The organism is Synechococcus sp. W70.1 (assembly GCF_047461515.1).
Taxonomy (GTDB): Bacteria; Cyanobacteriota; Cyanobacteriia; order Thermostichales; family Thermostichaceae; genus Thermostichus.
Genome location: NZ_JANSHH010000035.1, coordinates 1 through 20,068 on the forward strand (window position 1 = coordinate 1; position 20,068 = coordinate 20,068).

Below are 20,068 nucleotides of genomic sequence, written 5' to 3' on the forward strand. Positions count from 1 at the left end.
GCCTGCCCCCCCACCCGAGCTGTTTTCCCTCATGCACAGCGAACTGGAGGGATCCCCAGAGGAAGTACTGGTGTTGACGGGGCGAATTGGCTGCAGCGGCGAACTGCAGGTACGGCTTTGGCAGGAGGGGAGCCCGGATCCCCTTTTCCAAGGGCGACGGCAGATTCAACTCCCAGGACAAGCGCGAACGGCAGTGTTTAGCATTCCCCTCACCCTACCCAGCCAGCCCTGGGCTCGCCCTCTGCAGGGAGAAGTGTGCCTCGCTCCCTCCTCCTGGCAGCATCCGGAGCTGCTGAGAGTCCCCTTCTCTGTTCGTTGCCGCGGCCAGGGGGAAGGGCCACCCTCTTTGCCGCAGGAAGCAGAGCCACCCACCCCTGAGGCTAGCCCTGCCTCGACTACAACCTTGCTCTCCCCCGAGCGCACCCTGCAGAAGTTGTTGCGCATCTGGCAGCGCAGCGCCTCTGGGGGAAAAGAAGCTCCCGACCCGCTTCCGCCACAAGAGCTCCCAGCCTCCCCTACCTCCCCAGCAGAGGCTGCAGCCAAAGCCAACGCCCAACCTGGGGTGGGGACCCTTCCAACTGAGCCGCCTGGCAAAGAGGCGGTCCTGCCAGCCCAAACCGAGATCCAGCCCACCCCACCCTTAGCTGTGACTGACCAAAACCCGGAAACCCTGCCTTTGCCCCCAGGCGTGTGCCCAGCGCCCCAACTGCTGGTGCCCGAGCACCTGCGGGCAGGTGACAATTTTGACGTAGTGCTGCGTTTGCCCGCCTCGCTCAATTCTGCCAGTAGCTCGAGCGAGCAGCCTCCCTTGTGGATTAAGTTTTGGGTCAAGCATGGCCGCACCCGCTCTTTGGTGGATGGCCCTCGTTGGTTGCTGGACTTCTCCCGCAACGAGCAGGGGCAGTGGCAAGCTCTCACCCGCATGACCATCCCTCCCGGCGTCCCTGAGCTAATCTTCGAGGCTTGGGCCGTCAGCCCAGATCGCCAGCAGCAGAGCGACCGCGTGACGGAGCACCGCTCCATCTTGCCCTAGGTCAGTCTTGGACAGAGCGCACCATCAGCACTGGGCAGCCGATATGCACCCGCACGTAGTCGGAGACAGATCGTCCCAAGAGCCGATCCAAGTCGGGGATACTGCGGGCAATGCTGGGCCGGCGATCTGGGGATCCCATCACCAGCAGGTCGGCCTTGCTTTCTTCTGCCAGCCGGACAATCTCAGTGCCGGGATCCCCGACGGCAGTTAACACTCGGTGGCCAATTTGGCGACTTTTGAGGGTAGCGATTGCCCGGTCTAGGGTTTCGTCCCGAGCTTGGGCATCGGCATCCAGTTGCACAGAGGCTAGGAAAATCTGGGCTCCCGGGATGCCGGCCACTAGATCCAGGGCCGTGGCAAAGGCGGCCTGGGCGGCGGGGGAGTTGTTGAGGGCCACCATGACGTGGCTGGGGTATTTGACGTAGGCGTCGTCCTTGACCAGCAGCATGGGGCAGGAGGCAAGCTGGAACACGTATTGGCTGACCGAGTTCTGCAAAATGGCCATGATGCGGTTGCGCCCCCGCGATCCCATGACAATCAGGGGATTGGGTAGAGATTCCGCCACCTGCAGCACCACCACCTTGGGATCCCCTTCCACCAGTTGAGTGCTAATCTTCAGCCCAGGCCGCGGGGGAAAGGTCTGCAGCGTCTGGGCCAATAGCTCCTGCCCCCTTTGCCAGGCCGCTCGCATCTCCTCCGCAGAGGTCTGGGAAGGCACCGCATGCAGCAGCGTCACATGGCACTGGGCAAAGGCCGGTAGAGACAGGAGGGTATGCACCATCTGCTCGGTGGGGCCAGTGCCGTCGATGGCGGCAATGATGTTTTCAAAGCGAGGCATGGGATCCGTTCTCCTGGCCAACAGCTGCCAAGACTCATCCTAGATCTGGCGCTGCGGATCCCTGTTACCGAGGCGGGTATCCTGCAATATTTTGTTGGGTTTTAGTAACTCAGCCACACATAGCCGGTGAAGCCGCCGCCGGCGTTGGTGTTGCGGCCGGTCAAGAATTGAAACCCTCCTAGGCCCAGCGTTAACCCTCCCTCTAGTCGCCAGTTGAGCTGGCCGGAAAGCTTGAGGCTATCGTAGTCGGGATCCTGCACTGCCACATCTCCAAAGAGCAAAGGGGCGCCGTTGCCGAGGGTAAAGTCGCCATCCAGAGCCACAATGGCCTGCACCTCAGGGCTGAGATCCGCTCCAAAGGTCAAGTTGGCTTTGAGGCGGTCGCCCGGATAGCCCAGGTAATCCCGAAACGTAAGACAAGAGTCGAAAAAGGCGGGCAGGGATCCCAGCTCGACATTGGCTGCCGCTCCTAAGCTGAAGTCGTAGCCAAAGACTCCGTACCCCAAGGGCAGGGGGGTATTTTCGGTGGCGTATCCAGGCGGGATGAGGGCCGTCAACTGAGCTGAGAAAAAGGGATCCCCCTCTCCCCAAGTATGGCGCAGGCCCAGCTCCAGATCCCGCAGGCCCTGGTTGCGCTGGGTAACGGTGTCAGCCCCGCTGGCAAAGCGATTTTCGATGAAAACGTAGCTGGTGTTGAGGTTGAGAGTGAGCTGATCGCTAAGGCCAGTCTCGGCGAAAAGGTTAAGGCGGGTTTCTCCGTACTCCGAAAGGGCCTGCTGCAGGCGTCCCTTCTGGTCAAAGCGGGTGCGGGGTTGGTACACCTCAGGCTGCAGCGAGAAAAACGTCTTCCCTTCTCCGCGAGGAAAGCCACAGCCTGCCCAGGCTGGCAGCTCCAGACCCAAGACAAGGCTTAGGCCCAGCAGCCAGCTTCTTGCTATGGCAAAAGGCTTCATCTGGGGATCCCCAACAACAGCGCCGCCAAGGGGGATTGTATCTGCCAAAGGCCGTTTTGGGCCCTCGTCCCCACGGCTACATCCTTCGGGCAACAGCCGGCAAACCTACCCGGGCCCGGAATTGCCGCGCTGCTGTCAGCGCCCCATAGGGATCCCCCTTGTAGAGGCCGTAGTGCATGAGAGACATGCGCCGCAGCCCCAGTTGCGACACCTCTTGCAGCCACTCCCGCCGGCTCATGATGGCAAAGTCCACCTGGACCGTGTCGGCCCGACCGCCGTTGGGGTGTTTGTCCTTAATCGAGGGCTCGTAGTGGGCCAACATCAGGTTGGAGTGGATGGGGGAAAACAGGCGGCAACAGAGGCGGATCTGCTCAGGGTTGCCCGGATCCGGCCCGTTCAGCTCTGGGTTAAACTCCCCTGGCCGCCGCTGGCGCATGGACTGGAAGGCGATCCCGTCCATCTGGTTCATCGTCTCGGCAAAAGGCTCCACCATGCTGCGCCCCGACCCGCGCTGGGGATCGTCGAAGGTGGCAATCCACCCGCCCCAACAGAGGGCCACTTCGGCCTCTGGCAAACGCTCCTTGATGGCCTGGCGAGCTCTTAGGACGTTGCGCATGAGAGCCTGGTAGTAGGGGGCAGTGTCGGCGTTGTAGGTATCGGCAGGGATGCGCCAGTAGGAGAACTCGGTGGCCAAGCTCCAGTAGGTGGGGCGGCCTTGGGGGTTGGCTTGGGCAATATACCCCGCCAGCTCGGCTACGTCTTGGATAAACTGCTGGGAGATGTGGTAGTCGCCGCAGGGGCGGTGGGTGTCGTCTTCCCAGGTGATGATGTGCAGGCTGTAGCCCCGCTCAAACCACTGCCGCAGAAGCCCGGCCTGGTGCCAGTTGCGCCAGAAGGAGAGATCCCCCTGGCGGTGATCAAAGCTGTTGAGCCAGCCGCTCAGGAAATGGGGATCCCAGCCCCGCGCCACCGCCGCCACCTGGGGGTCTGACTCAATCTCCCAGAGGAAGCGACCGGGATCTGCCCCGATGCCCACTTCCCAGCGGGCCAGCAGCTTTGACAAGTTCAGGTTCCCAAGGGCAACGTTTTCGGAGCCTTGACCACAGCCGGCAACTCCATAGGCAGCTAGCAGCGCTCCGCCCATCTGCAGCACCTGTCGCCTCGGCCATTGTCGTCCCCAGCTCATCCCTTCTCCTCCTCAAGCTTTACCTGGCGGGCCCACAGCCGCACCTGTGGGGAGCTGTAGACCTCCCTGAAGCCCGGCAGCCCCTCAAAATTGAGCTCAGGCCAGAATTGCAGGATGCGATCGACACTCCGCAAGGGATCCGCTGGCCCCGCCACCAGCAAGTAGTCCACCCGCTCCTGGGGGTGCTGCAAAGCCAGGGCAAACTCGTACTGGTGAGGGGTGAGAAACAGGCGCGGGTCTCTTGCCCAAAAGATAGCCTCAAAGTGGATGTCGTCGTCCACCAGCACTTTTCGCCCGGGCAACAGGTGGCGATAGAGATACTGCCCAACCTGGCGCTTTTCCTGGCGCTGTCTTCGCCATGTTTCTAGAGCTTGCCCGCTAGGAGTTACTTCGTACAGGTCTTGGGCAGCTTCCAACTGGGGGCTTATGGGTGCTACCTCTGCCACCAGTCGCTCCCAGAGATCCCGCTCCTCAGCCACCAGGGGCATGAGGAAACCCGGCTCTTGGCTTAGCCCATAGCCGGCAGTCAAGCAGTTCAGCCCCAAGAGAGCAGTGATCAACAAGCACTTAGCCCAACGGGGACCAGCTCCACGAGCGAGGTAGGCGCTCATCCCAAGAGGCAAGAGTGCCCAGAAAACAGCAAAACGGCATAGCTCTGGCAGAAACAGCCCTTGCCCCAGAGAAGCTAAGAGGATCACCAGCGGCATCCCCCAGATCAAGATCCAGACGCAGCGGCCCGAACCGTGACCCAACAGGGATCCCATCCCCAACAGCAAATAGGCAGGAGCCAGCAGCGCCAGCCACTTTCCCGCTTCAAGCAGCCCCCGCCAGCCACCTACCTGCTGTAAGTCTTCCCGCAATTGCGGCAGCCGCAGGCCACTGCCCACCTGAAAGGTAAAGGCCCAGGGATCCCCCACCGACAGCCAGTTGACGTACAGCCAGCTCAGGATCAAGGCCAGACTGACAAAGCCTGCCACCAAAAGCGAAGCCCAGCGAAAGCCCCAGGATTCGCGGCGAAAAGCTAATAGCAGTGCTATCGCCAGCCAGGGCAGCAGCCAGCTACTTTCCCAGCGCAGCACCATCAGAGGCCCCAAGGTCAGGCCAATGAGCAGCAGCCGCAGCGTAACGGGCAGCTCATCCTTCTCCACTGCTTGTTTCTCATCGGCCAGGGGAAACAACAAGGCCATGTTCACCCCCAGCAAAAGCGAGGTAGCTGTCCAGGTGGGGCTACGCAGCAGCATTAGGATCAAAGCCGGCTGCAGCAGCAGCAACAAGCCCCACAGCCAGCGCCACCCCAGGCCGGCAGGCAGACGGCGCAACTGTTGCCCCATCCAGCCCAACAACAGGGCTCCCAAAATGGCCTGCAGCAACAGCGGGGATTGTCCCAGAATGGCCGTAGCCAGCACCAGGGAGGGGGGGAAAGTGGTGCCGACAATGGGCAGGCGCGGATCCGGCCCCAGGGCGGCTACGGATCCCTTGTAGCCAAGAAACTGCATCTCCAGGCTCACCCAGCCCCAGCCTTCCTTGAGCCCCCACAAAAGGCCAGCTAGGAGCGGCAACGGGATCCCGATAGGCGCAAAGAGCCTCCAGAAGGCTTTAAGCTGAGTTGCAAACATAGATGCTTCGTAAACAAATTCAACTACTAAACTTAACAATTGAGCTGGGAGACTCGGATCCTCTAGAGAATCCCAAAAGCGACTGGATACCAACAAGCTTCAGAAAAACCATTGGGTGATGGGTGGGTGTTTTTGGGGATCCCTGCAGAGCCGTATTTTCGAGGCGTTTCTTCTACGCATTTTGGCGTATTGGGTTCAGCAAAATGGTCGATGAAAAGTTGGCGGGCTGCAGGTGAAGATAGGAAGGTCTTTGAACGGGAACAAGGTGTGACCTCAATGCTACAGTCTGCGCGGGACAGGGAGAACGCGGCAATTCCAACGCTGGAGCTTTTGCCCTGCCAGGCAGAAGTCCGACCCTGGGGAGCCTTCTGGGTCTTGGATGAAGGGCCGATGTATAAGATCAAGCGCATCGAGGTCAAGCCTGGCCATCGCCTCAGCCTGCAGATGCACTACCACCGCAGTGAGCACTGGATTGTGGTGCGGGGTACGGCGCGGGTCACGCGGGGCGAAGAGGTGATGCTACTCAACTCCAACGAGTCCACCTACATCCCCCCCTGTACCAAGCACCGCCTGGAAAACCCTGGCACTACCCCTTTGGTCGTCATCGAGGTGCAGAACGGGGAATATTTGGGAGAGGACGATATTGTACGCTTCGAGGACGACTACGCTCGCACATAGGGTAGGCCCAAGACAAAAGGGCTCTCTTGTGGCCGGCTAATAACTTCTGAAGCCTGGACGGCTGCTCCCACCTTAGAGCTGGGCTTTGTCTGTGCATGTCTAGGGATCCAAACAAAAAGGTGAGCCAGAGGAGAAGACGATGGGCGCTGCTCGTTGCCAGTTTGCTGTGCTGCGTGCCGGTAGAGGCAGGACAAGCAGAGCCTCTTTCGTTCCAAAGGCTAGGCTACGAGCGCTCGGTGCTGCTGCAGGGATCCAACCCGCGCCTCGATGTTACCGTCCCTGCCCCTATCAATGGCGTTGATCCTGAAGCTAGCTTTGTGCAGTTGCGGCTGGAGCCCTCGCCAGTGCTGAAGCCTACTTCCACCGTGCGGGTGCTCATTAACGACGAACTGGTTGGGATCTTTCTGGTGGGAGATTTGCGGCAGGAGCCAGTGGTGCGGGTGCCGATCCCAGATCTGCCCCCTGGTGAGCGCTTTATTACTGTCTCCGTCCAGCCTTTTTTGAGCATCAGCGATGACATCTGCGCCGATCTCAACACCGGCAATCTGTTGCTGACGGTGGGGCGGGACAGTTTCTTTGAGTTGGTGCCCCGCGTTCCGGATACCACGGTGGCTGGCTTTCTGCGCCTGGTATACCCTCAGCTTACTCTGGTGGTGCCAGCCAACCTCACTCCTGAAGCCGCAGAAGCGGCCCTTTGGCTCTATAGCTTGCTTTCCCACCTCTTTCCCCAGACCCCTATTCTCTGGAGCAACCGCCCGGTTGCAGGAGCTCAGGTTACCCTAGAACCGGCCAACTTCACCCCCCACCTGCAGCATGAAATTACCCCCGAGGGATCCCGCCTACGGGTAGCCGCCCGCCGGGAAGCTATTCTTGCTCTCTATGAAGAATGGAAGCGGGCGGGGCTGGTCAGCCGCGGCATCCAGGTGACAAGGGTGGCGGATCTGGAGAGAGCGCTCAGGGCCAACCGCCTCAGCTTCCGTGAGCTGGGGATTGTGGATCCCCTGCTGCGGGGGTTTGGCAGCCAGTCTTTGGTCTTCAACTTCAACCTGTCCCAATTGGGGGGGCGGCCGCGGGATCTGGCGGCGCAACTAGACGTCATTATGAACCCGGTGGATGGCCGAGTGGGAGATCGCCTGACGGGCTACGTGTTCTTGAACGGCGTTCTGCTGCGCACCTACAACCTAACCGGGCGCACCCAGCTCAACGAAACTGTGACCCTGCCCACCCGCCTGCTGCGCCGCTTTAATCAACTGGAGCTCCGCTTTGACTACGGGGCCAGCCCCGGTAATTGCCAGGGATCCCTGACACCGCTAACAGTCCAGGTGCGCTCGGATAGCTCTGGCCTTCTCTGGAGCGGCTACCAAGCCCCTAGCGGCGAGCTGCAGGAGATCCCGGCGGTGCTGCAGGGATCCGGACGGGTTGGGCTAGGGGATCTCCAACTGCTGCCGGCTGCCGCCTACCTGGTCGGTGCCCTCAGCCGGCTGGCCGCCCGACCGCTTTTGCCCGCCGTGAAGTTTCTGCCCAAAGAGGGAGGCAAACTGGAGAGCGGGAACTTCGCTTGGCAAATCCTGGTAGCCGCCCCGGAGCAGGTGGAGCTGAATAGCCCCATTCGGCTGGGATCCCAGTTTGAGATCCTCAATCCCTTAAACCAGCAGGTGGCCCTGGCTGCTCAACCACAAGAAAACCTTGGCCTGCTGCAGTACTTTTTGGTTCAGGGCAAGCCCACCCTGTGGCTGTCTTGGTGGGGATCCGATCCAGCTTTGGCAGAACGCCTCAGCCGTGGCCTTGCCGATCCGCGCAGTCGCCTAGCCAACCAACTGCAGGGAAATGTGCTCACTGCCTACGCTGCCACCCCCCAGCTCACCCAGGTACAGAGTTGGGATCTCACACCCCAAGGCTATCGGGTGCGCTACCCAGGCCGCTTCAGTTGGCAGCTCCTGTTGTGGCAGTACCGCTACTGGCTGGTGCTGGTGCTGGCTCTCCTGCTGGCAGTAGGGGCCTGGAATGTCTACCAACGCTTGGCCCGCCGCCCCGAATCCCCAATCCCCTCGTAGGGGGCTAGTCACGGACTTGCGCTTAAGCCAGACTGAAGCCGAACCCCAACCTAGAGGCCATGCTGCAGTCGATCAAGTCCTGGCTGGTGCAGACAGGCTACCTCACCCGGCAGCAACTGGCAGCAGCCGAGGACTACCGGGAAGCAGTGGGCTGCTCCTTGCCCAGGGCTCTTTGGAGCTTGCGGGCCATGCACCCCTCCAAGTTTGCTCATCTCTGTCGCCAGATTCTGGATCGGCCCAACCTGAGGGACTGGCTGCTCAAGCACCCCTTAGATCTAGAACTGCCTTGGCTAGTTGAGCCAGGGGATCTGCTACCAGTGCGCTTTTTGCCCTGTGGCTGGCTCAACCCGCAAACCGTTGTCGTGGCCACTGAAGAGCCGGGCTACCCTGGCGTTTGGCAGGCCGTGAAACGGCTGTGCCCAGGAGTGAAAAAAATCTGGGAGATCCCAGCCACAGAAAAGCAGATCCTGACAGTTATCCTCGAACGCAAGCTTGCTGCCGAACTGCTGGGCAGTCGTCTCACTCTGGAGCAGTGGCAGCAGGCTTTGGACATCCGCCGCCGCACTGGATCCAACCTGGGGCAAGTGCTGACCCGTCTGAGCTATCTCTCCACCCCCGAGTATCTCAGCATCCTGGCCCATCTGCTGGGCTATCCTTCCGTCTCGGAGCTGATGGGGACAGGGCTGCTTTACCGCGACGAGAGCTTGAGCCGCCAGTTCGAGCCTGAGCTGATGATGCGCCACCTCTTCTACCCCTTGAGCTGGACGGATGAGAACACCCTCACCGTGATGGTCAATGACCCACTGGACTGGGCGGTGGATGAGCTGCTCTACAGTTGGCGGCCAGGGTTGCGAATTGAAAAGGTGCTGGGCAGCGAGCGGGATATCACCCAACTCCTCAGCCAAGACCAAGGATCCCGCTTCAGCCAAGAGGCGGTGTACAAGCTCATGGCCCGCCTGCCAGAAGAATCGGCCTCGCGGGTGTTTACCCCCTCCCAAATTGCGGTAGGCTACGGCCTGCTGGTGCTGCTGCTGTGGGGGTTGGCCAGTGCTCCTTGGACAACCCTGACGATTTTGGTGTTGTTGGTCAATCTCTTCTATGTAGCCTCGATCTTCTTTAAGTTCGTGCTCAGCCTGGTGGGATCCGCCGATCGCTTCCACCAGATCTCCGATGAAGAAGTGGCCGCCCTCGATGACCGCACCTTGCCCATCTACACTATCCTGGTGCCGGTCTACAAAGAGCCAGAAGTCATCCCGATTCTCATCAACTCCCTCTCCAAGCTGGACTACCCCCATGAGCGCTTGGATGTGATCATCTTACTGGAGGAAAACGACCAGGCCACCATCGAAGCCGCTCGGGCCGCCAAGCCCCCCCGCTATGTGCGCCTACTCATCGTGCCGGATAGCAAGCCCAAGACCAAACCCAAAGCCTGCAACTATGGGCTGGCCTTTGCTCGCGGCGAATACCTCACCATCTACGACGCTGAAGATATTCCTGACCCAGATCAACTCAAAAAAGCAGTCATTGCCTTCCGAAAAGGGGATCCCAGCTTGGTCTGCGTCCAGGCTGCTCTCAATTACTTCAACCGCAACGAGAACTTCCTCACCCGCATGTTTACGCTGGAGTATTCCTACTGGTTTGACTACCTCCTGCCAGGCTTGGAAACTCTGAAAATGCCCATCCCCCTGGGAGGCACGAGCAACCATTTCCGCACCGACCGCCTGCGGGAATTGCAGGGATGGGATCCCTTTAACGTTACCGAAGACGCCGATCTAGGCATCCGCGCTAGCCAGCACGGCTACACGGTAGGGGTGATCAACTCCACCACCTACGAAGAGGCCAACTGTGCCGTTAAAAACTGGATCCGGCAGCGCTCCCGCTGGATCAAGGGCTACATGCAGACTTGGCTAGTCCACAACCGCCACCCCCTGCGCTCGTTGCGCAAACTGGGCCTTAAAAACTGGCTGGCCTACCAGTTTTTCATAGGGGGCAGCTTCTTGACCTTCCTCACCAGCCCCATTATGTGGCTGCTCTTTTTCTATTGGCTGCTCACCCGTGCTCATTGGCTGCAAAACATTTTCCCCAGTTGGCTGATCTACCTAGGCTTGTTCAACCTCCTGGTAGGAAATGCCATCGGGATCTACCTAAACTTGGTGGCTGTCTTCCGACGCGGCTACTACGATCTGGCCTTCTATGCCCTGCTCAACCCCATCTACTGGCAGCTCCACTCCATCGCAGCCTATATGGCCCTGTGGCAGCTTTTTACCAAGCCCTTCTACTGGGAAAAAACCATCCACGGCATAAGCAAGTTTACCCACGCCAAAGTCCAGGAAGCCACCCAAAAAGCAGGCTAGGCTGCTGACTTGGCTTTCCAAGCCGTGGGGGCGAAGTTAAGGACAGCCGGCGCCCCTTTAGAAGCTGTAGTCCGAATCTACAATCACAGCGCAACCACGCGGGTGGAGACAGCTAGCCATAATCACCTTAACGGCAAAGTTTCCCTCGTAGGGTGCTTGCACGATGGGGAAATCGTCCAGGAGTTCGTCTGTAGCCAACACTTGACCACTGGCATCGTAAAGCACCAGATCCACATCGAAGCAATCCCGATCACACTGCGCCCAGATGTTTTCACCTTGGTAGAAGTAGCCTGTAACTACTGTCGATTGTCCATGAAAAAGCCATAAACTACGGCTCTGAGCCCAGGCGGCAGCACCCCCGACAACCGCGGCTGCCCCTATCAGGCTTGCCATCAACCAGCCCCGCACCGAAGCCATAGGAATGCCCTCCTTACTGAAGAACGGAGAAAGAATGGATTTGGCTACAGGGATCCGCCTCAACACCCACACTCTAGCAGCCAACTCTGTTTCTCCCGAATGATCCAGATCACGTTAAGGATCCCATGTTGAAAATCGCAAAAAAGAGTTACAAAAAAGGGATCCCGACCAGAGCGGGAATCCCTTGATTTCGATCAGAGTAGAGTGGATAAAATCTGCCTAAAGCCCTCTATTTTTCTAGGCCGGAGCTATCCAGCTCCTCACTGGGGCAGAATCAGTTCTCCGCGGCGTCCCAGGGGATCGGTCAGAACACTGCCGGTGGGGCCTTTGATTTGAATGGTGCAGCGGCTGCCGGACACTTCGATGACGTTGTAGTTAGGCACTGCCAGCTCCAAGAAGCGCAGGTTGCCCGTTGTTACGCCAGGGGTCCCGCTCACCTCTGGATTGGCAGGGTTCACAGGGGCCAGAAAGCCATTCACAATCCGGTAGTAGAGGCGGCTGGCGTTGGGGATCCCTAGGCGATTCCCTTCTTCATCGATGCTTAAAGCGGTAACACTCCGTCCGGTGGGGCCAGTCCATACTTCCCAAATGGGGTTGCTGCTGCCGGGGTTGACCTGGCCGATGAAACCGGCGTGGTTGTTGCCGGTTAGGAACACCACGTTGCGGATGTTGTTCTGCTCGATAAAGTCGATCACCTCCTGCCGCTCCAGCCAATAGCCCTCCCACATGTCGTTGGAGCGGAAATAGGTCACTGTGATGGGAAACTCGCTGACGATGAACTTGTAGGTGGCAGTGGAGTTGCGCAGGCCGTTGAACAGCCACTGCTTCTGCGGCTCTCCCAAGAGGGTGCGCGGCGTGCGGCGCAGCAGGTTAAACAGGGCTTGCTCGGATCCCGGCGGGCCAAAGAAAAGGGTCTCCTGCTCGGGCGTGAGGCGGATGCCGGCCAGCTCCAAAAAGCGCTGACGAGTCAGGCCGGGGGGCAAGATGGGCAGGATGGGGGTCACGGCAGCCAAGTCGCGGTACTGGCGCAGGTCGAGGATGAAGACTTCGGCATTGGCCCCGTAGCGGAAGCTGCGAAACAGCCGATCCCGGCTATCCACCCCCGGCACATCCGTCAAATTCGGGTTCATGGGGCTGTATTCAAAAAAGGCTTGGTAGCCTAACACTCTAAGATCTTCCACATCGCGGGTTTGCCCGGTGGCGTCGTTGAGCTGGACGGCGCGACCGCCGCGGGCCTTCTGGCCGCTGTAGTTGTCAATCACCTCGTGGTCGTCCCAGTTGTAAACAAAAGCCGTGCGGCTAAACAACTGGGCAAACTCCGGCCCGGCATATTTGGGATCCCGCTGATCCCGATAGAGGCTGCGGTAAAACTCAAGCGTTGGTATCGGATCCAGACCCAGCCAGAAGCGATCCGCGTAAACGGTGTCGCCGTTGAAGGCGATGAAATCGATGTCGCCGCGGTTGACCTCTGCCAGCAGGGCCGCCCCGATGGGAAAAGGAGGCTCGTTGGCGCAGCTAATGTGCAACAAACGACTGGGCCGCCCAGCCCCGGGAGCGGGGTGGGGGCGTATCTGCCCCTCGGGTGTGTTAAACCCCTCGCTGACAAAACGGTAGAAATAGCGCTGCGCCGGCCTCAAGCCGGTGACGACGGCACGAGCAATGTAGTCGCCCGGTTCGGTGCGGTAGTTGCGACCCGCTACACGGCGAGCGGTGAGGGGAACTTGTTGCAGGATGGGATTGAACTCGGAATTCTCGGCCACCTGCAGCGTCACCGCCACCGTATCCACGCTGCTAGCCGGCACCACCCGCGTCGAGAGCACCGCCCCTTCGGGGGTGGGATCCCCGGCAAACACCCCCTGGGGAAATCCCGGCTCTCCCAGCGGCGGGATAGAAGAACTGGAGGTGCCCCCACAGGCGGCCAGGGCAGCTGCCCCACCCCCAAACATCAACAACTGCAGGAAAAAGCGACGGGAGCTCAGGGAACTCATACGGCTAACCTCAGCGACGCCGGCAAATGTAAAGGGATCCGCAACAATGGCTAGTTGCCTTTAGTCAAGCACTTTTGCCCCCGAACGGAGGTTGTGGATTGGTGAAAGCTGGGTTAGCTTCTGTTTAAGAACGCCGAGCTCCGTGCCCTAGCTTTTTGCAATCCTGCTTGCCTCTCCCTTAGCCAACCTGGCTGCGCAACTGCCGCAGCAGCCGCTCAAACTCCTCTGGCAAGGGAGCGGTAAACTGCAGTGGCTGACCAGTGCGTGGGTGAACAAAGGAGAGCTTCCAGGCGTGGAGAGCTTGGCCGCTTAGCTTGACGGGGCTGGTTTTGCTCCGGGTGTAGAGGGGATCCCCAACAATGGGCAGGTGCAGGTGGGCGGCATGCACCCGAATCTGATGGGTGCGACCGGTCTCCAGCTCAAACTGCATTAGGGTGTAGTTGCCCAGGCGCTCCAGCACCTGCCAGTGGGTTACCGCTGCTCGCCCTTGGCCGGGGGGCAGGACGGCCATCTTCTGCCGATCCACCGGGTGCCTCCCAATGGGGGCAGAGATAGTGCCTTGGCTCTGGGCAGGACGCCCGAACACCACTCCCAGGTAGATGCGCCGGGCAGTTTTGGCTTGAATTTGGGCCTGCAGGTGCTGGTGAGCCTGATCGTGCTTGGCAATCACCAAGGCGCCGGTGGTGTCTTTGTCCAGGCGATGGACAATCCCCGGACGCAGTTCGCCGTTGATCCCCGAAAGGTGAGGACAATGGGCCAGTAGCGCATGCACCAGGGTGCCGCTGGCGTGTCCGGGAGCAGGATGCACCACCAGGCCGCGCGGCTTGTTGAGGACGAGGAGATCCTCGTCTTCGTAGAGGATGTCCAAGGGGATCGGTTCCGGCTGCAACGAGGTTGGGGTGGCTGGCGGGATCCGCACCTCGATCTGATCCCCCGCTTGCAGGGGGCGATCCTTATCCAGGCAGGGCTGACCATTGAGCCAAACCTGGCCCTGGCGGATGAGCTGCTGCAGGCGCGAGCGAGATAGATCGGGCAGTTGTTCTGCCAACCCGCGATCCAGCCGCAAGCCCTGCTGTTTCTCCGTCACCGTCACCCGGCGAATTTCTGCCACTGGATCTCTGGGGTCTTCCATTTGCCCTGTTTCCGCAAACTGCTGCTTTGAAAACATTGTGGCAGAGCGGTTACTTTTGCATTAGGTAAAAAAGGTCGAAGATTTGTGTCAGCTTTCTCAGCAGGATCTTGGCAGGATTGGCTTTGTGTCATCTCCTTCTCAGGTTTCTCTAGGGGGCTGTGCCGGGATTTTAACCAGAGAAAAACCCTCAGTACAGTGGGGGTATAGCTCCTTAAAGCCGGGCCAGATTCTGGCTGGGGAAAGTTTCTTGCTACACGCAAGTGTTGCAGCACTTATTGCACAGTTGGTCCGCTGGGTACAAGGAGGCAAGGCATGTTGAATGGAGCAGCGCTGGGGTCCCAGCTTCAGCAACCCCCTCAACGCCAGCTTGGCTCAGAGCCGCCCTTGGTTTTGTCTCTCACAGAGGTGGGCCTACGGGATATTGCTCAGGTAGGCGGGAAAAACGCCTCCTTGGGAGAAATGCTGCAGCAGTTAGCCCCCAAAGGGATCCGCGTGCCCCTGGGGTTTGCCACCACCGCCCATGCCTACCGCCAGTTCATTGCCGCTGGCGGCCTCGAGGAGAAGCTGCGGGAGATCTTCAAGGACCTAGACATCGAGGATGTGCGGAACCTGCGCGAGCGGGGCAAAGCTGCCCGCACCTTGATCCTGCAGACACCTTTCCCACTGGAGTTAGAGCAGGCCATTGCCGAAGCCTACCAGAAGCTGTGCGAGCGCTACGGCCCTGACACCGATGTGGCGGTGCGCTCCAGCGCCACGGCGGAAGACCTGCCCGACGCCAGCTTTGCCGGCCAGCAGGAGACCTACCTCAACGTGCACGGAGTAAAGGCGGTGCTGAATGCCTGCCACCGCTGCTTTGCCAGCCTGTTTACCGACCGGGCCATCTCCTACCGCCAGATCAAGGGCTTTGACCACTTTCAGGTGGCCCTCTCGGTGGGGGTACAGAAGATGGTGCGCTCGGACTTGGCCTGTTCGGGGGTGATGTTCTCCATCGACCCAGAAACCGGCTTCAAAGATGCGGTGCTGATCACCGCGGCCTATGGCCTGGGGGAAAACGTGGTGCAAGGGATCGTCAACCCCGACGAATACGTGGTCTTTAAGCCTACCCTGAAGCAGGGGCTGCGGCCCATCCTCTCGCGCAAGCTGGGCAGCAAAGCCCTGAAGCTGGTCTACGACGAGGAGGGATCCCGTTTCACCAAAAACGTACCCGTCCCCGAAAGCCTGCGCCGGCAATATGCCCTCAAGGACGACGAGATCCTGGAGTTGGCTCGCTGGGCCTGCCTTATCGAAGAGCACTACTCGGCACTGCGGGGCCGCTTCACCCCCATGGACATCGAGTGGGCCAAAGATGGGATCACGGGCGAGCTGTTCATTGTCCAGGCCCGCCCCGAGACGGTGCAGTCCCAAAAAGCCGCCAACCGCCTCAAGACCTATCGCTTGACGCAGCCGCAGGCGCGCCCAGAACCCCTGGTGCGGGGACGAGCAGTGGGGGAGGCCATTGGCCAGGGCACAGCTCGGGTCATTTTGGATGTGCGCCGCTTGGATCAGTTCCAAGCGGGCGAGGTGCTGGTGACGGAGAAAACAGATCCCGACTGGGAGCCGATCATGAAAAAGGCCAGCGCCATCGTCACCAACCAAGGGGGGCGCACCTGCCATGCGGCCATCATTGCCCGCGAGCTGGGGATCCCGGCCATTGTTGGCTGCGGCAGCGCCACGCAAGTACTCCGCTCCGGCGAGCCTATCACCGTCTCCTGCGCCGAAGGGGAGGAAGGGCGCGTCTATCCTGGCTTGCTGTCCTATGAAGTTACAGAGATCCCCCTCGAGGAGCTGCCCCGTCCCCGCACCCAACTGATGATGAATGTGGGCAACCCGGAAAAAGCCTTTGGCCTCAGCGAGATCCCTTGCGATGGCGTAGGTCTGGCGCGGCTGGAGTTCATCATCGCCAACCACATCCAGGTGCACCCTCTAGCGTTGGTTCACTACGAGGAGGCGGTCAAGGAGGAGCCGCGCCTGGCAGAGCTCACCGCCCAGTATTCTGACAAGCCGGAGTACTTTGTGGACAAGCTGGCCCAGGGAGTGGCCACCATCGCCGCTGCCTTCTACCCCAAGCCGGTGATCGTGCGGCTATCGGACTTCAAGAGCAACGAATACGCCCACCTGCTGGGCGGATCCCGCTACGAGCCTCACGAGGAAAACCCCATGATTGGCTGGCGGGGGGCCTCCCGCTACACCGATCCCCGCTATCGCGACGGCTTTGCCCTTGAGTGCCGGGCCATGAAACGGGTGCGGGACGAGATGGGCCTGACCAACGTCATCTTGATGATTCCCTTCTGCCGCACCCCCGAAGAAGGGCACAAGGTGCTGGAGGAGATGGCCCGCCACGGCCTGGTGCGAGGGGAAAACGGCCTGCAGGTGTACGTCATGTGCGAGCTCCCCAGCAACGTCATCCTGGCCGACGAGTTCTGCCAGATCTTCGACGGCTTTTCCATCGGCTCCAACGACCTCACCCAGCTCACCCTGGGGTTGGATCGCGACTCCGCCCTGGTGGCCCATCTTTTTGACGAGCGCCACGAAGCGGTCAAGCGGATGATCGCCCGGGTAATCCAGACCGTGAAAAGCCACGGGCGCAAGATTGGCATCTGTGGCCAGGCCCCCAGCGACTACCCTGACTTTGCCCGCTTCCTAGTGCAGCAGGGGATCGACTCCATTAGCCTCAACCCGGATTCCCTGCTGAAAACTCTGTTGGTGGTGGCTGAGGCGGAAGGCGATGGTACCCAATAGGCTCAGGGGGCTGCGCTGGGATCGCGTTGGCTGGGTTACAATCTTCTCTGCTGTGTTGCCATTCCCGCCATGATCCACGAACTCTCCATGCCGGCCCTCAGCTCCACCATGGAAACGGGCAAGATCGTTGCCTGGCTGAAAAACCCCGGCGACCGGGTGGAGAAAGGGGAAAACATCCTGGTGGTGGAGTCGGACAAGGCGGACATGGATGTGGAGTCCTTCCACAGCGGCATTCTGGCCAGCATCCTGGTACCGGCAGGGGAATCGGCGCCGGTGGGCACGCCCATTGCCCTCATTGCCGAAACCGAAGCAGAGGTGGCCGAGGCTCAAGAGAGAGCTAAGGCCCTCTCTAAGGGTGCTGCGCCACTAGCTACGCCTAGTGCAGCCTCTGTCCCCCCAGTGCAACGGCCAGCCTCTGCCCCTGCAGCGATCTCCACCTCCGCACCCCCAACTGGCTCCGACGGGGCCGGATCCCAGCGGATCCTGGCTTCCCCGCGGGCAAAGAAACTGGCAGAGAGCTTGGGGGTTGACCTGCGCACTGTGCGCGGCTCTGGCCCAGGGGGCCGCATCGTAGCGGAAGATGTGGAGCGGGCCGCAGCTCAGGCTGCCTCTGCCCCGGCGGCAGCTTTTTCCTCGGCTGCTCCTCCCCCTGTCTCTCTGCCCTTGGGAGAAGTGGTTCCCTTGAGCACCCTGCAGGCGGCGGTAGTGCGCAACATGAACGCCAGCCTGGGTGTGCCAGTGTTCCACGTCGGCTACACCATCACCACTGACAGCTTGGATCAGCTTTACCAACGGGTGAAGCCCAAGGGGGTAACGCTGACCGCCCTTTTGGTCAAAGCTGTGGCCCTCACTCTAGAAAAGCACCCCCTCCTCAATGCCAGCTACACAGAAAACGGGATCCACTACAAAGCGGACATCAACATTGCCGTGGCGGTGGCCATGGAGGATGGGGGCCTAATTACCCCTGTGCTCAAGCAAGCCAACCGCGTTGACCTGTACGAACTCTCACGGCGTTGGAAGGAGCTGGTGGAGCGAGCGCGGCGCAAGCAACTGCAGCCAGAAGAGTACAACAGTGGCACCTTCACCCTCTCCAACCTGGGCATGTTTGGGGTGGATCGCTTCGACGCCATCCTGCCCCCCAACCAAGGGGCTATCTTGGCCATTGGCGCTGCTCGCCCCACCGTGGTGGCTACGCCGGAAAAAGCCATTGCCATTCGCTCCCAAATGCAGGTTAACCTCACCTGCGACCACCGCGTCATTTACGGCGCCCACGCCGCGGCCTTCTTGCAAGATCTAGCCCAGTTGTTGGAGCAAAAGGTGGAATCCCTGACGCTGTAGAACTCAATAAGGGGCAGGCTGGGATCTACCTCAAGAGCCCAGGCGTGGATGCCGACGCTAATGTTGTGGGTGCAGAGGACGAGAGCTGAGCAATCTCGGTCAAGCTCTGCCAGAATCCGCTCGCGCTACTCTCGGTACTAAAGCCAAGGGCACTGAGGTTGGCTAGCTCTGGCTCTACCGGTTCTCGCACATCGATGAGTTGCAGTGGGGCAGCCCCAGGATCTCTTAAGCGGGCAGCCAGCTGTTGCGCGCGACCGGGCGAATGAAAGAGAACATGGCTGACCTGTAACTTATCTGGATCCGTTCCTAGGATATACCGGCTCAGCATCTGCTCTGGGCTGCTTGCAAGTGGTCGTGGTTGGCCGACAACGCTAGAACTTCAAATTTCCCTACTGATTGCAGACCCTCTGCCAAGATCCCCTTTAGGAGGCTCTGCTTGAGAAGATTGATCCCAGGGGTCTATCGGGGCTCTGGGTGTCTTCAGTTCTGATAGGCTTGACTAATAGGAACTTGCCAAGGATCTCCCACCGATGGAAGGACTTCGTCCTACAAACGGCCAAGTATCCCAATCTATCTGGCCAGTTCGTTCCCTTTTGCTGACTCTGTTGGCAGGGATCGCTTTTGGCTGTGGAGGAGGCACAGGCAACTCTCCCCCTCTGCCGTCGCCAGGTAGTGGATCTGTCGTCCTGCAAGTGGATCCGGCCAGGGGCCCCTTTACCAAGGTGGCTGATGCCGTTGCAGAAGCGCAGCGGCTGCAAAATGCCACAGCAGGACTAGAGGTGCTGATCCAGATTTTGGGGGCAGGTAGAGAGAGGCTGCAGGGCAACCTGGCCCTAGATGGGGGCGACGGCACCAACGGCGGACGGATTCGCATCACCAGCTCCGCAGCCTACGAGATCCTGACCGGACCCTTCGACCTGATTGTAGCTAGCCAAACCAGCCTACAGGGGGTGGATGTGGTGCTAGAAGGTGGGCGCGTTCAGGTGAACAACGGCAACTTTCAGCCGAGCAAGGTAACTCTCAACGATCCCCGCTCCAACATCTTGGTCAATGGCAATGCTGCGGTTCTGGAGGGGGTTCTGGGCCAGCTGGCTCAGATCTTTTGCCGGCAATTTTCGGATCCTTGTGTGCAGATCTCTGGCAATGGCCGGGTCGCGAGCATCTCATCCACCGTCAGCAAAGCTGGTGGTGTGGGTATAGGCACTGTGCCAGGTAGTAACCCTACCATTGAAAACAGCACAATCCTCCTGCAGGCTGTGCGGGCTTTGGCTGTTCGCTATAGCGACAACTCTGGCGGGGTTTTCCGTAACAACCAGATTGAAGGGGATCCAGCCACTGCTGCAACTGCTGCGCCAGTGCAGGCTCGGCAAGCAGCTACCGACGGCACAACTGGGATCCAGCTGGATGGAGCGGGGTCGGCACCGGCCATCCAATTTAATAGGATCGGTGTTGGCAGAATAGCTGGCAGTGTTGGTATCCGCATTTTGCAAGGAAGCCAAGCTCGTACTATTTCCGACAATACGTTCATAACCCGCGGTGAAGGCATAGGGGCAGGGATTCAAGTGGTAGCTGGCACTCCGGAGACAGTAGTTGCTGCCTACTTGGCCAACAACCGCTTCCAGGGGAACTTTGCTGAAAGGATCAGCGTTGGCCCTGTGCCCACGCCCACTCCAGAACTGACACCCACACCTACCCCAGGACTG

General features: G+C 60.1%; 14 protein-coding genes. 7 read left to right on the top strand and 7 right to left on the bottom strand.

Translation table 11 applies throughout. The features are described from left to right. Positions 1–1,033: hypothetical protein (locus tag NW808_RS10375; RefSeq protein WP_414421134.1), on the top strand; the 1,033-nt coding region annotated here is incomplete at its 5' end. Position 1,034: 1 nt separating this feature from the next. On the opposite strand, the gene NW808_RS10380 is transcribed toward NW808_RS10375, so the two are convergent. From NW808_RS10380 to NW808_RS10395, 4 genes are all read right to left on the bottom strand, one after another. Next, a complete protein-coding gene (locus NW808_RS10380) occupies positions 1,035–1,871 on the bottom strand; it encodes a universal stress protein (RefSeq protein ID WP_414421135.1) in 837 nt (278 codons plus the stop codon). Positions 1,872–1,972: 101 nt separating this feature from the next. Then, positions 1,973–2,872 (bottom strand): hypothetical protein, encoded by a 900-nt coding sequence (locus NW808_RS10385; RefSeq protein ID WP_414421136.1) that lies wholly within the window; start codon positions 2,870–2,872, stop codon positions 1,973–1,975. A 28-nt stretch (positions 2,873–2,900) separates the two neighbouring features. Further along, positions 2,901–4,010 carry a hypothetical protein gene (locus NW808_RS10390; RefSeq protein WP_414421137.1) on the bottom strand — a complete coding sequence of 370 codons (1,110 nt, stop codon included), beginning with the start codon at positions 4,008–4,010 and terminating at the stop codon, positions 2,901–2,903. Continuing rightward, positions 4,007–5,626, bottom strand: coding sequence for a hypothetical protein (locus NW808_RS10395; protein WP_414421138.1), 1,620 nt, complete (start codon positions 5,624–5,626; stop codon positions 4,007–4,009). The genes NW808_RS10390 and NW808_RS10395 overlap by 4 nt, the downstream gene beginning before the upstream one ends. 276 nt (positions 5,627–5,902) lie before the next feature. On the opposite strand from NW808_RS10395, the gene NW808_RS10400 reads away from it, so the two are divergent. From NW808_RS10400 to NW808_RS10410, 3 genes are all read left to right on the top strand, one after another. Continuing rightward, positions 5,903–6,304 carry a cupin domain-containing protein gene (locus tag NW808_RS10400; RefSeq protein ID WP_414421139.1) on the top strand — a complete coding sequence of 134 codons (402 nt, stop codon included), beginning with the start codon at positions 5,903–5,905 and terminating at the stop codon, positions 6,302–6,304. 95 nt (positions 6,305–6,399) lie between these two features. Then, positions 6,400–8,358: a cellulose biosynthesis cyclic di-GMP-binding regulatory protein BcsB gene (locus NW808_RS10405; RefSeq protein WP_414421140.1), complete on the top strand. Its 1,959-nt coding sequence runs from the start codon at positions 6,400–6,402 to the stop codon at positions 8,356–8,358. A 59-nt stretch (positions 8,359–8,417) separates the two neighbouring features. Beyond that, positions 8,418–10,712: a glycosyltransferase gene (locus NW808_RS10410; protein WP_414421141.1), complete on the top strand. Its 2,295-nt coding sequence runs from the start codon at positions 8,418–8,420 to the stop codon at positions 10,710–10,712. 57 nt (positions 10,713–10,769) lie between these two features. Here the strand turns inward: NW808_RS10410 and NW808_RS10415 are convergent, their stop codons facing one another. The 3 genes from NW808_RS10415 to NW808_RS10425 all read right to left on the bottom strand — a co-directional run bounded on the left by NW808_RS10415 (position 10,770) and on the right by NW808_RS10425 (position 14,249). Then, entirely contained in the window at positions 10,770–11,213 is a 444-nt protein-coding gene (locus NW808_RS10415) for a hypothetical protein (protein WP_414421142.1), read from the bottom strand. A 176-nt stretch (positions 11,214–11,389) separates the two neighbouring features. After that, positions 11,390–13,117 (bottom strand): alkaline phosphatase D family protein, encoded by a 1,728-nt coding sequence (locus NW808_RS10420; RefSeq protein WP_414421143.1) that lies wholly within the window; start codon positions 13,115–13,117, stop codon positions 11,390–11,392. Between the two features lie 178 nt (positions 13,118–13,295). Further along, the gene (locus NW808_RS10425; protein WP_414421144.1) at positions 13,296–14,249 is read right to left on the bottom strand and encodes an RluA family pseudouridine synthase; all 954 of its coding nucleotides are present in this window, start codon (positions 14,247–14,249) and stop codon (positions 13,296–13,298) included. A 312-nt stretch (positions 14,250–14,561) separates the two neighbouring features. Between NW808_RS10425 and ppsA the strand changes: the two genes are divergently transcribed. From ppsA to NW808_RS10440, 3 genes are all read left to right on the top strand, one after another. Beyond that, the gene (ppsA, locus tag NW808_RS10430) at positions 14,562–17,027 is read left to right on the top strand and encodes a phosphoenolpyruvate synthase (RefSeq protein ID WP_414421145.1); all 2,466 of its coding nucleotides are present in this window, start codon (positions 14,562–14,564) and stop codon (positions 17,025–17,027) included. Between the two features lie 69 nt (positions 17,028–17,096). Then, on the top strand, positions 17,097–18,365 hold the full coding sequence (locus NW808_RS10435; protein WP_414421146.1) for a dihydrolipoamide acetyltransferase family protein: 1,269 nt from the start codon (positions 17,097–17,099) through the stop codon (positions 18,363–18,365). Positions 18,366–19,087: 722 nt separating this feature from the next. Then, a partial coding sequence (locus NW808_RS10440) for a right-handed parallel beta-helix repeat-containing protein (protein WP_414421147.1) occupies positions 19,088–20,068 on the top strand: 981 nt, incomplete at its 3' end.

Coding starts and splice junctions, on each gene's coding strand:
- NW808_RS10425 (WP_414421144.1), bottom strand. CDS start 14,249: ATGGAAGACCCCAGAGATCCAGTGGCAGAAATTCGCCGGGTGACGGTG.
- NW808_RS10410 (WP_414421141.1), top strand. CDS start 8,418: ATGCTGCAGTCGATCAAGTCCTGGCTGGTGCAGACAGGCTACCTCACC.
- NW808_RS10380 (WP_414421135.1), bottom strand. CDS start 1,871: ATGCCTCGCTTTGAAAACATCATTGCCGCCATCGACGGCACTGGCCCC.
- NW808_RS10400 (WP_414421139.1), top strand. CDS start 5,903: ATGCTACAGTCTGCGCGGGACAGGGAGAACGCGGCAATTCCAACGCTG.
- NW808_RS10395 (WP_414421138.1), bottom strand. CDS start 5,626: ATGTTTGCAACTCAGCTTAAAGCCTTCTGGAGGCTCTTTGCGCCTATC.
- NW808_RS10435 (WP_414421146.1), top strand. CDS start 17,097: ATGATCCACGAACTCTCCATGCCGGCCCTCAGCTCCACCATGGAAACG.
- NW808_RS10405 (WP_414421140.1), top strand. CDS start 6,400: ATGTCTAGGGATCCAAACAAAAAGGTGAGCCAGAGGAGAAGACGATGG.
- NW808_RS10420 (WP_414421143.1), bottom strand. CDS start 13,117: ATGAGTTCCCTGAGCTCCCGTCGCTTTTTCCTGCAGTTGTTGATGTTT.
- ppsA (WP_414421145.1), top strand. CDS start 14,562: ATGTTGAATGGAGCAGCGCTGGGGTCCCAGCTTCAGCAACCCCCTCAA.
- NW808_RS10390 (WP_414421137.1), bottom strand. CDS start 4,010: ATGAGCTGGGGACGACAATGGCCGAGGCGACAGGTGCTGCAGATGGGC.